Raw genomic sequence first — 13,676 nt, 5'->3', positions numbered from 1 at the left:
TTTGTCACGTACTGTTGATTGGCAATTTACTACCGTAGATGCACGAATCAAATTGAAGCGTCTTTATCCCTCAATTCTTTCTTGACAGACTACTAGTACAGGTCGGCGAAAATAAACCTACCATTAAAAACAGCCAGAAAGCCCAAAATTAATACCTTTTGATTTTTGACTTCCGCCTTGCGATACTAGACCCATCCTGACACTGTTCAAGAGCGAATGGCATTAAGAAAACGTGAAACCTCGTCAGGACAGGGTTGCAGGCTTAGGGTGTCGGGTGTAGGAGAAAACAAAGAAAATTAAAAATAAGTGCGAAAATTAATAAACTCCTTTGCGGGAGCAACGCTGGCGCGAACGTCACTACACCCCACGCCCCACACCTAAAAGCCTTATGAATAATGAATTTGCCGATAACAAGCGTGCCATTCGTTCAAGAGCTTTAAAAGCTGTAGTATTCATCGCGCATAGCTTAGAGCTTTACAAGAGTGCCATTCATCTTTGTTCGTTATCAAAGCGACAGATTCAGGCATCGTCTTTGAACACAGTTGCGACGATTCCTATGCTCACTATTGCTCTGGCCAGTCTGCGAGCAACTTTCGAGTTCCGGTTCGTGCTGATGACATCACATCCTCGAGCAGCCGCGTTAGGCGCACTGCATGATGGAAGTCGGGGACAGTCGAGGTTCCCCGGAGAATGTCATCGCGAAGGGCTGTATAAACTCCTGCGACATTGGTAGCCGTGTCCGGCATCGAAGCAACTTCGCCCTCATCCACGGACTGCAGTTCGCCATTGAGCCAAAGGCGCAGGCGACCGGACTGGAAGCCTCTGAGTGCGCCGCCATCTAGCGCAACTTCACCGTTCTCACCGCTCACCTCCAGACAGAACGGTGTCTTTTCAGGCGGACGACCCCCCGCCACCTCAATCGACAGCGCCCCGCTACCAGCAAGATGTGCCTGCATGAGAAGGTGATCGGGGATTAATCGCACCTGCGGCGTCGAATCGTCGCCGACCTGGATTTCGGGGTACTGGGTCGTGGTCAGCGCAGTCACGTCTTCGATCTGTCCAAGCACTGCACCAGCCAGATCAAGCGCATGGCCACCGTGGATAGTTACGAGGGTGGCACCGTTCTCGGCGTTCTCCAGATAGGAATCCGCCGCCGCGACTCTCGGACTGAAAGCGCCGGTGCCGGAGTAGATCCGTGCGCTGAGCAAACGCCCGATCGCACCGGAAGTAATCAGATCGCGTGCGCGATGCGCGGCGGGGTTCATCCGCGTCTGAAGCCCAATCGCCGCGTGGACTTTTGCAGCGTCAGCGGCAGCGGCCATTTCCTCGGCTTCGGCAATGTTGCGACCCAGCGGCCACTCGCAGTAAACGTGCTTGCCTGCGGCAATAGCACTCAAGACCAGTTCACGGTGATTAGGAACCCTGATGCAAACCGCCACCAGGTCAACGTCTGGATCTCGGATCAGGTCATCTGCTTTGCCATAGGCAGCCAAGGCACCGAAGGCTTTGGCGGCAGCATCAGCCGTTGACTGTCTGCTTGTTGCTACAGCCGCTAACTCTAATCCCGCCAGCTTCTGGACTGCAAAAACATGCGACTCTTTCGCCCAGCCGCGATCAGCGCTGGCACCAATGATTCCAATCCGCAATGATTTTGTCATGATATTATCTCCGTTGTTTCGTTTTAAACCGCAGCAATTCTTCGATGACACGGTCTGATCGTTCCTCGGCGAGGTAGTGACCACAATTTTCGACCATGACAGCCCGCATCCGCTGGACGAGCGGGCGGATCTGCCCTTTGAGGTTAGCCCCGAAGCTCGCCGTTCCAGCGACCGTCAACACGGGCATGAGCAGCTTGGTCTTGGCATTCTCGCGATTGTGTTCGGCATCGATTTTATGGCTCCGGAAATAGCTGATGCCACCCTTGAGCGCCCCCGGTGCCGCCAGACAGCGGGCATACTCCTCTAGCGTCTTCATCTAGCCCGGTCGGGTCATATGACTGCTGGAGCATGAAATGCTCGACAAACATCCTCTCTCGACCGACGAGCAGCGCTTCCGCTAATCCGTTCGGCGCTTCAAACAGCGGTAGATGATACATCCGGGTTGAATCACCCAGGCATCTGCTCGTATTCCGCATCCGTCACGGGATCGAGCCAGACCGCCTGCAAGCCGTCCAGTGTCGCTCGTTATGGATGAAGACCTGCTCAGGGGCAGCACCGTGTTAATGACGCTCGTCTGGCGCGATCTACTTTCATGAAAATACCCTCTTGAAAACCAATTTGCCGAAAATTAGCTACCTGTATTCAGTATAATCGTTGCGACAAAATCAATAATCGGTAACTTATGCAATACATTAATGCATAAGTTACCTTAGTTTTGGCATTCAACATAGGGAGTGATCGCGTAGATGGACGATCGATTTGAATTGATTCGGAGTTTTGTAGTTGTGGCTCAAAAGTTGAGCTTTGTGGAAGCGGCGGATAGTTTACAAATCGATCCATCAGCGTTGAGTCGCCGCATCCGACGCTTAGAAAAGCGATTAGGCGTGCGTTTGTTCAACCGCAACACGCGACGGGTGACACTTACAGAAGCTGGAATTTTGTATTTATCTCACTCTCAAGAAGTGTTGGCAAAACTAGACCAAGCGGATGCGCTCGTCTCACACTTGAGTGCAGAGCCGCGTGGGTTGCTGCGGGTAACGCTACCTGTAGTTTTTGGACAGCGGCAGATTGCGCCTGTCCTACCTGAATTTCTTGATCGTTACCCCCAGATCAATCTCGATCTATCTTTCACGGATCGATTCGTGGATGTACTGGAGGAATCGATTGATGTTGCCATTCGCATCGGTCAGTTACAAGATTCCCAACTGGTTGTGCGTCGGTTAGCTCCCAATCGCCGCGTTTTATGCGCTTCACCTACCTATCTGCAAAAGTATGGTTCGGCTCAAACACCAAAGGAGTTAGAAGAGCACAGTTGTTTAAACTTCTCGCGACTTGCTACCGGAGATATATGGCACTTGTCGCGCCAAAACCAACGGATTGCTGTACCCGTTAAAGGTAAGCTTAGGGCTGATAATGCAGAAGCTTTGTATCAAGCGGTGTTAGGAGGTTGCGGAATTGCGCTGTTGGCAACATATATTGCCGGAGATCCGCTCAGAACTGGACGACTGAAAACAGTGCTTGATGATTGGAAAGTCCCTACAACTGATATTTTTGCAGTGTTAGGCGTAGGGCAATACACTCCTTCCAAAACCCAAGTTTTTGTAGATTTTTTAGTCGAGCGATTTCGCCCTACGCCTGATTGGGACAATATTACAGAAACTGACACACAATGCCATGTCCCGTAACAATTCAGACCGCTTGCTGCTTATGACCGAGGCTATGGTAACGGCAAATTTGTCTAAGCAACGGAGGACATTGACGTAAACCTGTTGCTGCGTTTAGCTTCAAACCGATGTGTGTGGGGTATACCCGATGGTTAAGAGCGATCGCCTGATTGAATTTTGAATTTACCAACAGGAATAGGGGATAAATAAAAAGTTTTGTTAATATACTTGCAAAAATGCAGACTTCATGAGTTTTGTTTCATTATCCCTCACTCCTTTGATGCGGAGTATAATCAATACTCTGTTATAAATTAAAATTTACAATACTTTAGCAAGCGATCGCTACAGATAATGAAAAACAAGTTATATATTATTGACTAAGTTATCTAAAGCTGATTTGGCCACTGATTCCGCTCGTGAAGATGTAATTTTCTGGTAGCGTAATGTAGTCTGAATATTTTCATGCCCCATCAGCGCTCGTAGCTCCTCAATCGCCATAAGTCCCACCCGCTCAGTCGCAAATGTATGGCGGAGGTCATGCAGCCGAATGCCTTTGAGTTCATGGCTTTGGTTAATTACTTTTCTCCAGTCTGCGCTCACGGCTTCATAACTTACTGGTGTTATGACTTTAGTTGTTGGGTGCTGGGCAGTGAATAATGCTTTGGAGGCAGGATGACGATAATATTTGATATAGTCTTGTAAAGCAATTTCTGCATCTTCAATATAAAAACACCAGCGTTGTTTGTTGCCTTTTCCCACTACTTGGAACTTGCGTTGCTCCATATTTATGTGTGCTAACTCTAAGGAAAGTAATTCTCCGATTCTGGCTCCACTTCGATGCAGCAAGCAAACTATCGTCTCCAGTCTGGCGTTAGATTTTTTGACGTTTGCATACAAAATATCTAATTTTGATGGTGTGAGATAGCGTATTACCTCGTCTGTCTTATGTTCTCCCCGTTCTCGTTTTGGTTTCCTGGGACTTAAACGGCTGGCTGGGTTTGATTGAATGTAGCCGGAATCTACAGCAAAATTAAACAGGGCGCTGATTATCGCTTGATGGCGATTATGGGTTGTATAGTTTAAATCATCTAAACTTTGGAGATAATCTTTCAGCAATTGACGGTCTACTAACTCTATAGGTGTTCTGCCATGCACTTTGAGCAAAGATAGTAGCGTTTGTTCGTAAGATTTAAGTGTACTAGCAGCTAATCCATCTCGTGAGAGGAATGCTGTAGCAAGTTGTGCTAATGTAATTGTCATGTTTTAAATATTTTTGAACTAAAAGTAGAGTATAGTATTCCAAAAACATATTTAGCTAAGATAACTAAACATATATTTTCATACATACTAAAAGCATGGATAACACCCCTCAACCCCAAGAATCGTTGGCAGAGTACGTTAAAAGAATACGCACCAGCCTTTCGTTAAGTCAAACTGAACTGGCCCTAAAAGCCGGAATTCATCTTCAAAGTTTAGGTAAGATTGAACGAGGGATGACAACTAAGCTTAATAGCAAAAGTCAGCGTGGGCTGGCTGTCGCATTGCATGTTCCATCTGAGTACCTGGATGCGGTTGCTCGTGGTGTTCCAGTTTCTGCAACAGATGTTCTCAAATTTTGTCCCCACTGTTGGCAGCCTGGAACAACACTTGAAGATATTTGGTTGTCGCCACGCTCCAAGTTCTGTTTTTTGTGCGGGACTGGGTTACGTAATAGTTGTGCCAGGTGTAACGAACCGATTACGTCAGTGAAATTCCGCTTCTGTCCTTACTGTGGTTTTCCCTACAAGGAGTCTGTTAATTCTGGTGTGACTTGATAGCCTACCTGAGAAAGTGTGCGTTGCAACCAGCGCTCATCTGCTCGGTCAACAGTTCCATAAGTCATGACTTCCACTGGTGCAACACCAATACCTTCTACTATTGCAGCAAGTTGAGCTTCTCGACGACGTGCTACTTGTATTGCGATTTGGTTTTCATAACCTTGGGTTAATGGTTGATAAAACAATTGACCTTGCAAGCTCTTGGGTAAATATTGCTGTTCTACCCAATGATCTCGATAAGCGTGAGGATAGACATAACCCACTCCATGTCCAAAACCTTTTTTATCCCGATTGGCATCTTTAAGATGGGTGGGAACGGAAGCAACATTTTCAATTTCTACTGCGGCTAAAGCATCAAAAAAGCCCATAATGCTATTGGATTTTGGTGCAGTTGCTAAATAAAGCACTGCCTGCGCCAAATGATAACGTCCCTCCGGCATTCCCACGCGATCAAACGCTTCGGCACAAGCATTTGTAACGACAACTGCTTGTGGGTCAGCTAATCCGACATCTTCGCTTGCAAGAATCAACATCCGACAGAAAATAAAACGCGGGTCTTCACCTGCATAAACCATTTTGGCCAGCCAGTAGAGTGCTGCATCTGGGTCAGAACCTCGTAAGCTTTTGATAAAAGCACTGATGGTATCAAAATGGGCATCCCCTTCTTTGTCGTATAAAACAGCACGCTGCTGAATTGATTCTTCTGCCACTGCTAAGGGAATATGAATAACGCCTGTAGCCTTGGGGGATGTAGTCTCTACAGCCATTCAATAGTGAACGAGCATCACCGTTAGCAACATTAACTAGATGATCTAAAGCATCTGCGTCAATTTCTACTGTTACAGCAATTTCGGGGTTTATGAGGTACAGTAACAGCAATTTATAAACCAATTTTTGAGATGTTCAGGATTAATTAATTCCAGCGCTATTTTTATTAAAACATCAACTCCAGATGCATTTTTTGGAGAAAATTGTTTCAGGAATGCTTTTAGTTGTGACCACCAATGTTCGATGGGGTTAAATTCAGGAGAATAGGGAGACAGCTACAGAACACTTGCACCAACTCCTTCAATTAAGGGTTTAATTTCTGCAACTTGATGTGCAGGAAGATTATCCATTACAACTACTGCACCAGTCCATAATTGTGGCAGCAAAAAATGTTCAATAAAGACTTTATATGCATTCCCACCCATTGAGCGGTTTAAAGTCATGACATAAAACTTTCTTTAAGCTGATTCCCCCAATTACACTGACTTTTGCACCGACGCTCGAAGACTCGCTAACGCTGCGCTATCGATAATATGGTTGAAAATCATATACTCTACTGCCGCGATCGCTTCGGGCATGAGTTCGGGTCAAACCAAGTAAAACACCCATTTCATCAATAAAAACAAGGTTTTCTGGGTCTACTTGTTTTACTTTCTCCCAATACTCTATTCTCAACCTTTGGACTCTTTCTGTTTTCGCTTGACTACTCCTAACGGTCTTTTTTTTGTATCCGCTCAAAAAATCGGGGTAAAGGTAGACCGTGCGTCATAGAATATGAGACATGACGCAAAAACCATCATCAGACAAACTAATCACCGCATTGTTGCAATCAATCGACCCAAAGCAGATTGCAGAATCAGGAGTGCGTCAAACAGTAGAACTGCTATTGAACCTGATAGAGCAACTAAACTTAAAAATCAAAGAATTAGAAGAAGAAAACCAAAAACTACGGGACGAAAACAACCGCCTCAAGGGAGAACAAGGCAAACCTGACATCAAAGCCAATAAAAACAAGAAAGGATTTGAAAAAGACCACTCGTCAGAGAAAGAGCGAAAAATTCCCAAAGAACATCGCAAAACCAGTAAAAACCAAACCATTAAGATAGACCGGGAAGAGGTGGTAGTTTACCCCCAAGAAAAACTCCCAGCAGATGCACAGTTCAAGGGTTACGAAGAAGTAGTAGTTCAAGACATATTACTTCAAGCAGATAACGTACTATTCCGCAAAGAAAAATACTACTCACCTTCTGAAGGAAAAACTTATTTAGCGCTGCTACCAACGGGTTATGACGGAGAATTTGATCCAGGGATAAAAGCTTTAGTCGTAAGTCTGTATTACGGCGGAAACATGACCCAAGGAAAACTATTAGAATTTTTCGAAGATATTGGTATCTCGATGAGTGCAGGACACTTATCGAATTTATTAATCAAAAACCAAGAAGATTTTGAAGCAGAGTATCAAGAAGTATATACTGAGGGTCTAGCAAGTAGTCCCTGGCAGCACTTTGACCAAACAGGTGCGCGTGTTGGCGGAGTCAACCATACAACCAACGTAATTTGTAACCCTTTATATACAATCTACCAGACGACAAGAAACAAAGACCGTTTGAGCGAATTAAAAGTATTTCAAAATACAACTGAGCTTGAGTTTATCCTTTCGGAATTGACATACGAGTTATTAGATACTTTCCACTTACCAACCAAGTGGATTCATCAACTCAAATTATTGCCTCAGCAAACAGCCTTTACAGAAACTGAGTTCAATACATTAATTGATGAGTATTTAAGTAAATTAGGCTCTCAATATCGTACCCGGATCTACGAATCAGCAGCAATTGCCTTTTATCATCAGCAATCGACTATTCCTGTAATCAAAACCCTACTATGTGATGATGCTCCCCAGTTCAAGTTATTAACCGATGATTTAGCTCTTTGTTGGGTACATGAAGGACGGCATTATAAGAAGTTAGGTCCATTTGTTGCCTGCCACCAAAAAGTTTTGGATGATTTTCTGGAACGATTCTGGAAATATTACCGAAAATTATTAGCTTATCGAGATTCTCCGAGTCGGGATAAAGCTCGCGAACTAAAGTCGGAATTTTGGACGCTTTTTACCGAAAAAACTGGTTACGAACAGTTGGATGAGCGAAAACGATTAACTGCTGCAAAAGCTTTTGAGTTGCTTTTAGTTTTAGAGCATCCAGAATTACCATTGCATAACAATCCTGCTGAGTTGGCTGCTAGGACTATGGTGCAGCGACGTAATATTAGCTATGCTACCCAGACAGAACAAGGTGCAAAGGCGTGGGATATTTTTATATCGCTTGTTGCCACTACTCGCAAGTTAGGTATCAGCTTTTTTGAGTATATCCGCGTAGGCGCAGCCCGCCGTAGGCATCGCATTTCTCAAATTGGACATATTCCCTCTTTGGGCAATATTCTTCGTGATCGATCTTCTTCTAATCCATTTGGCTGGTCGTGGTTACCTGAATAACCGCCTACCCCCAATTATTGAGGGGATACTTTTTTTTCGTGTTAGTTTTTGTTTTTGCAATGCACAGCACATTACACTTGCACATACCCAAACGTTATATTTTTCTCCAAAATACTCGCAGTATTCTAATAAAGTTGCGTCTCGATGGCTTTTAACCATTTCAGCTAATTCGCTATCGTACTCATCCAATTTACCCTTCATTGTCCCACCTTGCTTTTTAGGTTCTAGATGACCTTGGGTTCTTTTTAGCTGGAGGAGCTTTTGTAGATAACTTTTCGCTACACCAAATTGAACGGCTACTTTTCTGACCGAAGTATCACCTCTTTCATACGTATTTACTATTTTTTCTCGCAAATCGATTGAGTACGGTTTCATTGTAGTTCTTAATGTAATAATACTTAATGTACCTCGTATACCTCGAAAGTGCTGTAAGTTGCCATAACCGCGTTCCGAATCAGCTAGCGTTTGCTCAACAATTTTGGATAAATCTTTATTAGTTAATTGCTGAAGTTGAAAAATCCGCGAACGGCTGACAAGTGCAATATTTACTTCAAAAAAAGGATTTTCGGTGGTAGCACCAATGAGAATAATTGTACCATTCTCTACCCAAGGCAATAGAGCATCTTGCTGAGACTTATTAAAACGATGGACTTCATCGACAAAAAGAATAGTTCGTTGATTATGGAACTTGCGCTGTTGGGCTATTTCAATTGCCGCTCGAATTTCTTTAACTCCCGAAAGTACGGCATTGATAGCTATGAAGTGAGCGCGAGTGCTGTTGGCAATAACACGTGCTAAAGTAGTCTTGCCAGTACCTGGTGGCCCAGAAAAGATTAAGGAAGACAGTTGATCCAAACTAATAGCACGCCGCAGTAGTCTTCCTTGTCCAATAATATGCTCTTGACCAATAAATTGATTGAGTGTCCGGGGACGCATCCGAGCAGCCAATGATGCTAACAAAATTGGTAGCGCAATTCGACAGCACTGGGGCATCGAAAACTCTGTTCATTGGACATTAGATGTCACGTTTGATGAAGATGAATGTCGCATTCGTTCTCTGCACAGCCCACAGAATTTTGCCTTGCTACATCGAATTGCCCTCAATGCCTTAGAGAGAGAATCATCTTTCCGTCGCAGTATTCGCCAAAAGTCACTGCGAGCGGCTATGAATGATAACTACATGGCTTCTGTGTTGGCTGCTGCTCTCCCCAACTCTTCACTTTGCGATAATCCCATCTGTCAATAGGGTTTGAGACGCGCTAACCCTGCACAGAATGTATCTCTAACTTGAGAGGTATCTGTAATTTTTACCGAAACACTTTGTTTGCGTAAAGCTTATGTATCAGACTCCTACACAGTCTCAGCCAGGAATTTTAAAACTATACATACAAGTCTTGCCAAAAAGCAACCAAAATATGCCCAAGATTTGGCACACCAGCAATGCCCACGGTGGGATTTTCAGTGTTAAATTAATTAAATATAGTATATCTAATTACTTATTATTTAGACTGCCATGCTGCCTCTACCATAACCATTCCCTTTAATATACTCCCCTATTTGGATTTTGGGCAGTACCGAATGGCATAAAGACTTATCATCTTAATATCTCTACAAGAATCCCTATCGCTTACCAAAACTACTTGCATTGAGCAATCGAATGTGAGATGCTAAAAATAGCACCCCGCAAACCGTACCCCTTGATGACAAGAGAGCGCTAATAAAAATCAAACAACCACAAAATTTTTGTAATGATATTTGCCATAACTTTTACCTACCTAAATCTAGCTTTTCAGTAACTTCAGTTCTCAACCTTGACTTTAGTGCTGTTTTGGGGCAAAAATAAACCGTCGAAATTTAACATTTTCACCATCCTTATATATCATCCTTAAGTAATAAAGTTGTCGGGAAATAAGAGACAATAGACAACAGTGCTAAAAAGGCACAATGCTGAATATTGAAGGTGCGCTAAAGCAAGATAGAATGAAGATGCTTGTCGCGTCCGTACTAGTCATGCTTCGCAAAACAAGGAATTCTCAAATTAGGCGACAGCCTCTATTCGTAACCGTTCAATATCCCTGATGGGCGGCGCGCCAAACATGCGGGCATATTCGCGACTGAACTGCGAAGTACTCTCATATCCAACCTTATAGGCAGTCTGAGTCGCATCGACATCCTTGGCAAGCATCATCTGACGCGCTTTCAAGAGTCTCAACTGTTTTTGATATTGTAGCGGACTCATCGAGGTGACTGCCTTGAAATGGCGGTGAAACGATGAAGCAGACATATTCGCCTGCTCTGCTAAATCCTCAACCCGCAGTGGCTTTGCAAAATCAGCCTTGAGCCGTTTGATTGCCTCAGCGATGCGCTGCATGTTGCTACCAGAGGTGGCAATCTGACGAACTGCTTCGCTTTGTTCCCCCATAAGCAGACGGTAATAGATTTCGCGGATGATCATCGGTGCCAGGAACGAGATGTCCTGCGGTGTCTCTAAAAGCTTTGTCAACCGGATGGCACAATCAATCAATGGTGGATCGGCATCGCTGATGAACCAGCCTCTCACTGATTCTTTCTTACTTATATTTAAGTTAGTTTGAGCAATGATTTCACAGAGTTGGGCAGAGTCTAACTTGAGCTTAAATCCTAGATAAGGCTGACTGGGGGTTGCCTCTACCACACATCCACTCAGCGGCATATCCACCGACACAACCAAATACTGAGCGACACCGTAGCGATAGCCTTCCTCCTTCAGCAACACTTCTTTTTCGCCCTGCACCACAATGACGAGCAGTGGTTCGCTGACCCCCTGTATTGCAGCTGGAGGATCGCATTCTCGCGTGAAGACTAAGGGATTGATCGCGGTTGCATGGGCACCGTTTCCCTTGCCGTCAGTATGCAGATTGACTAATGCTGCTAGTTCTTTACATTTATTGATCGCTGCCTCATTGCTCAGTATCTTACTCCTCATGCTAAATTCCTGACTGATTTAACCCTTCTCCTGCGCTCATTATAAGAAATTTTTTCCATGACTAACGTGTGGCTTGAGAGGATTAGGCAATCATCTGCGAGGTTTATGTATTCATGTAAAAGCTGATTGAGCCTACTATGAACCCATGCTGCAAGATAAGACTCGAAATCGAAAGTTAAATCAGGAGAACTTTAATGAAAACACGTCAACTTGGCAAAGAACTGGTAGTTTCAGAACTAGGGCTAGGCTGTATGGGCATGTCTGAGTTCTATGCAGGGCGCGATGAGCAAGAATCGATCGCCACAATTCACCGCGCTTTAGAACTTGGTGTAACGCTGCTGGATACGGCTGATATGTACGGCCCCTTCACAAATGAACAATTAGTGGGCAGAACAATCCGTGATCGTCGAGATCAGGTTGTGCTAGCCACAAAATTTGGTAATGTCCGTAGCATAGATGGTCAGTTTGTAGGCGTGAGCGGCAAACCAGAATATGTGCATCAAGCGTGTGATGCTTCATTGCAACGCTTAGGAGTTGATGTAATTGACCTTTACTATCAGCATCGGGTTGATCCATCGGTGCCGATTGAAGAGACCATCGGGGCAATGGCAGAACTGGTGCAGCAGGGCAAAGTCCGCTATCTTGGGATGTCCGAAGCGGCTCCTGCCACGATTCGACGGGCACATGCAGTTCACCCGATTACTGCCCTGCAAACGGAATACTCCCTGTGGAGCCGTGACCCAGAAGATGAGATTTTGCCGACTGTGCGCGAGTTAGGCATTGGCTATGTAGCTTACAGCCCACTCGGTCGTGGATTTCTCTCAGGGCAGTTCACCAGCCCAGAAGATTTCGCCCAAGATGACTATCGCAGAAATTCACCGCGATTTCAGGGCGAGAATTTCTACAAGAATCTGCAACTGGTAGAACAGGTGAAAGCGATCGCTTCAGAAAAAGGCGTGACACCTGGTCAACTTGCTTTGACGTGGCTACTAGCTCAGGGCAATGACATTGTGCCGATTCCGGGTACGAAACGGCAAAGCTACCTGGAAGAAAACATTGCTGCAACTGACATGACTCTAACTTCTGAAGAGTTGAACCAAATTGAAGCGGTTGCTCCCAAAGGAATTGCCGCTGGGTCTCGCTATGCTGAACAGCAAATGAAAGCGCTCAATCATTAATTGAATCGAGTCAAAGTTGAGTCAATCGTTTGTTCTTTAATCATTTTTGCAACACAACCGGAGACTACAACAGATGAACGCTAATGCCAAAGTAACTTTGATCACGGGAGCGAGCAAAGGTCTTGGCTTGGAGATTGCGCGTCAACTAACTCAAAACGGTTGCACAGTACTGCTCGGTGCTTGCGAACTGACCCGTGGAACAGAGGTGGCTGAGACGCTCAAAGTCCTTGGGGATGTTCGGGTCAGCAAGTCAACCAGCGGTTGCATCGTCAACATATCGAGGAATCTTGGATCAGCGGCGCAGTGGACGGCGGAATTTCGCAAGTCAGTCATCCCATCTGAGGCGATCACTCGTGCAATTGCATTTGTGATCGAGCAACCAGAAGATGTAGATGTCAATGAAATCGTCGTTCGAGCAATTGGACAGAGCGGTTAAGCACCAGCCGACGTTGAGATACTGAAATGGGTGTGAGCAGTGGATCAGTGATGAATAAAAGTTGCAATCTCAGGAAAATTTATGAAAACTAGAACACTTGGAACCCAAGGGTTGAAAGTCTCAGCATTGGGTCTCGGCTGCATGGGGATGAGTTATGCCTACGGCAACAGTGATGAGAAGGAGTCGATCGCCGTGATTCATCGTGCGATTGAGCTTGGCATTACGTTGTTCGATACCGCCGAAATCTACGGACCGTTTACCAACGAGCAGCTTGTTGGTCGCGCCGTCCAAGGGTGACGCAATCAAGTTGTGATTGCTAGCAAGTTTGGCTTTGACATTTCTGGTGGTGCAAGGCAGGGACTCAACAGCAAACCTGACAATGTTCACAAAGTTTGTGATGAATCGCTCAAGCGTCTAAGCACTGATTACATTGATTTGTTCTACCAGCACCGGGTCGATCCAACTGTGCCGATCGAAGATACGGTTGGCGCAATGGCTGAACTGGTTCAGCAAGGCAAAGTCCGATACCTGGGACTATCGGAGGCAGCGGCTGAAATTGAGTTGAGCCGCAAGGTGTTAGATCGGCTCGATCAGGCAGCACCCAATACTTTTCGGTTAAGCCTAAAAACGGGTAAATTAAGAGTTGTACCTGAAAATCAGCAGCTAAATGCAACTCAAAAAATTTTCGTTGGTCGC

14 protein-coding genes and 2 pseudogenes are annotated in these 13,676 nt (G+C 45.1%); 7 read left to right on the top strand and 9 right to left on the bottom strand.

The annotated features are described in order from the left end of the window. Positions 1-563: 563 nt before the first annotated feature. Both V7K21_RS09365 and V7K21_RS09360 read right to left on the bottom strand, forming a co-directional pair. Positions 564-1,658: a Gfo/Idh/MocA family protein gene (locus V7K21_RS09365; RefSeq protein ID WP_335173589.1), complete on the bottom strand. Its 1,095-nt coding sequence runs from the start codon at positions 1,656-1,658 to the stop codon at positions 564-566. A 4-nt stretch (positions 1,659-1,662) separates the two neighbouring features. Next, complete coding sequence (locus V7K21_RS09360; protein ID WP_335173587.1) at positions 1,663-1,974, bottom strand: alpha/beta fold hydrolase; 312 nt, start codon at positions 1,972-1,974, stop codon at positions 1,663-1,665. Between the two features lie 430 nt (positions 1,975-2,404). Between V7K21_RS09360 and V7K21_RS09355 the strand changes: the two genes are divergently transcribed. Beyond that, complete coding sequence (locus V7K21_RS09355; RefSeq protein WP_335173586.1) at positions 2,405-3,343, top strand: LysR family transcriptional regulator; 939 nt, start codon at positions 2,405-2,407, stop codon at positions 3,341-3,343. Positions 3,344-3,347: 4 nt separating this feature from the next. On the opposite strand, the gene V7K21_RS09350 is transcribed toward V7K21_RS09355, so the two are convergent. Together V7K21_RS09350 and V7K21_RS09345 are read right to left on the bottom strand one after the other, a co-directional pair. Continuing rightward, positions 3,348-3,512 carry a hypothetical protein gene (locus V7K21_RS09350; RefSeq protein ID WP_335173585.1) on the bottom strand — a complete coding sequence of 55 codons (165 nt, stop codon included), beginning with the start codon at positions 3,510-3,512 and terminating at the stop codon, positions 3,348-3,350. 173 nt (positions 3,513-3,685) lie between these two features. After that, a complete protein-coding gene (locus tag V7K21_RS09345) occupies positions 3,686-4,582 on the bottom strand; it encodes a tyrosine-type recombinase/integrase (RefSeq protein ID WP_335173583.1) in 897 nt (298 codons plus the stop codon). A gap of 95 nt (positions 4,583-4,677) precedes the next feature. Here V7K21_RS09345 and V7K21_RS09340 point away from each other — a divergent pair, with 95 nt between their 5' ends. Then, positions 4,678-5,136 carry a double zinc ribbon domain-containing protein gene (locus V7K21_RS09340; RefSeq protein WP_335173581.1) on the top strand — a complete coding sequence of 153 codons (459 nt, stop codon included), beginning with the start codon at positions 4,678-4,680 and terminating at the stop codon, positions 5,134-5,136. Here V7K21_RS09340 and V7K21_RS09335 read toward each other — a convergent pair. The 3 genes from V7K21_RS09335 to V7K21_RS09325 all read right to left on the bottom strand — a co-directional run bounded on the left by V7K21_RS09335 (position 5,103) and on the right by V7K21_RS09325 (position 6,582). Then, complete coding sequence (locus V7K21_RS09335; RefSeq protein WP_335173579.1) at positions 5,103-5,906, bottom strand: hypothetical protein; 804 nt, start codon at positions 5,904-5,906, stop codon at positions 5,103-5,105. The two genes, V7K21_RS09340 and V7K21_RS09335, sit on opposite strands and share 34 nt — an antisense overlap. A 276-nt stretch (positions 5,907-6,182) precedes the next feature. Then, positions 6,183-6,350, bottom strand: a complete 168-nt coding sequence (locus tag V7K21_RS09330) for a hypothetical protein (protein ID WP_335173577.1) — start codon at positions 6,348-6,350, stop codon at positions 6,183-6,185. A gap of 79 nt (positions 6,351-6,429) precedes the next feature. After that, a complete protein-coding gene (locus V7K21_RS09325) occupies positions 6,430-6,582 on the bottom strand; it encodes a hypothetical protein (protein ID WP_335173576.1) in 153 nt (50 codons plus the stop codon). A gap of 106 nt (positions 6,583-6,688) precedes the next feature. Here V7K21_RS09325 and V7K21_RS09320 point away from each other — a divergent pair, with 106 nt between their 5' ends. After that, positions 6,689-8,401 carry an IS66 family transposase gene (locus tag V7K21_RS09320; protein ID WP_335173574.1) on the top strand — a complete coding sequence of 571 codons (1,713 nt, stop codon included), beginning with the start codon at positions 6,689-6,691 and terminating at the stop codon, positions 8,399-8,401. On the opposite strand, the gene V7K21_RS09315 is transcribed toward V7K21_RS09320, so the two are convergent. After that, positions 8,390-9,337, bottom strand: coding sequence for an AAA family ATPase (locus V7K21_RS09315; RefSeq protein ID WP_335173573.1), 948 nt, complete (start codon positions 9,335-9,337; stop codon positions 8,390-8,392). The two genes, V7K21_RS09320 and V7K21_RS09315, sit on opposite strands and share 12 nt — an antisense overlap. 34 nt (positions 9,338-9,371) lie before the next feature. On the opposite strand from V7K21_RS09315, the pseudogene V7K21_RS09310 reads away from it, so the two are divergent. Beyond that, positions 9,372-9,647: pseudogene (locus V7K21_RS09310) on the top strand (transposase); the annotation flags it as partial. 792 nt (positions 9,648-10,439) lie between these two features. Here V7K21_RS09310 and V7K21_RS09305 read toward each other — a convergent pair. Beyond that, positions 10,440-11,366 carry an AraC family transcriptional regulator gene (locus V7K21_RS09305; protein WP_335173571.1) on the bottom strand — a complete coding sequence of 309 codons (927 nt, stop codon included), beginning with the start codon at positions 11,364-11,366 and terminating at the stop codon, positions 10,440-10,442. 194 nt (positions 11,367-11,560) lie between these two features. Between V7K21_RS09305 and V7K21_RS09300 the strand changes: the two genes are divergently transcribed. The 3 genes and pseudogenes from V7K21_RS09300 to V7K21_RS09290 form a co-directional block, all read left to right on the top strand. Continuing rightward, positions 11,561-12,544: an aldo/keto reductase gene (locus V7K21_RS09300; protein ID WP_335173569.1), complete on the top strand. Its 984-nt coding sequence runs from the start codon at positions 11,561-11,563 to the stop codon at positions 12,542-12,544. 73 nt (positions 12,545-12,617) lie between these two features. Further along, positions 12,618-12,980 carry an SDR family NAD(P)-dependent oxidoreductase gene (locus V7K21_RS09295; protein ID WP_335173567.1) on the top strand — a complete coding sequence of 121 codons (363 nt, stop codon included), beginning with the start codon at positions 12,618-12,620 and terminating at the stop codon, positions 12,978-12,980. Positions 12,981-13,061: 81 nt separating this feature from the next. Continuing rightward, a pseudogene (locus V7K21_RS09290) lies at positions 13,062-13,676 on the top strand (aldo/keto reductase); the annotation flags it as partial.

This window comes from Nostoc sp., from assembly GCF_036919595.1.
In the GTDB taxonomy this organism is placed as follows: domain Bacteria; phylum Cyanobacteriota; class Cyanobacteriia; order Cyanobacteriales; family Nostocaceae; genus Nostoc.
This window is presented reverse-complemented; position numbering and strand designations above follow the sequence as displayed.

Bases quoted from the DNA above. Each gene is read 5' to 3' on its own strand.
- V7K21_RS09330 (WP_335173577.1), bottom strand. From the start codon at position 6,350: ATGACTTTAAACCGCTCAATGGGTGGGAATGCATATAAAGTCTTTATT.
- V7K21_RS09305 (WP_335173571.1), bottom strand. From the start codon at position 11,366: ATGAGGAGTAAGATACTGAGCAATGAGGCAGCGATCAATAAATGTAAA.
- V7K21_RS09360 (WP_335173587.1), bottom strand. From the start codon at position 1,974: ATGAAGACGCTAGAGGAGTATGCCCGCTGTCTGGCGGCACCGGGGGCG.
- V7K21_RS09340 (WP_335173581.1), top strand. From the start codon at position 4,678: ATGGATAACACCCCTCAACCCCAAGAATCGTTGGCAGAGTACGTTAAA.
- V7K21_RS09300 (WP_335173569.1), top strand. From the start codon at position 11,561: ATGAAAACACGTCAACTTGGCAAAGAACTGGTAGTTTCAGAACTAGGG.
- V7K21_RS09295 (WP_335173567.1), top strand. From the start codon at position 12,618: ATGAACGCTAATGCCAAAGTAACTTTGATCACGGGAGCGAGCAAAGGT.
- V7K21_RS09315 (WP_335173573.1), bottom strand. From the start codon at position 9,337: ATGCGTCCCCGGACACTCAATCAATTTATTGGTCAAGAGCATATTATT.
- V7K21_RS09355 (WP_335173586.1), top strand. From the start codon at position 2,405: ATGGACGATCGATTTGAATTGATTCGGAGTTTTGTAGTTGTGGCTCAA.
- V7K21_RS09335 (WP_335173579.1), bottom strand. From the start codon at position 5,906: ATGGCTGTAGAGACTACATCCCCCAAGGCTACAGGCGTTATTCATATT.
- V7K21_RS09345 (WP_335173583.1), bottom strand. From the start codon at position 4,582: ATGACAATTACATTAGCACAACTTGCTACAGCATTCCTCTCACGAGAT.
- V7K21_RS09320 (WP_335173574.1), top strand. From the start codon at position 6,689: ATGACGCAAAAACCATCATCAGACAAACTAATCACCGCATTGTTGCAA.
- V7K21_RS09365 (WP_335173589.1), bottom strand. From the start codon at position 1,658: ATGACAAAATCATTGCGGATTGGAATCATTGGTGCCAGCGCTGATCGC.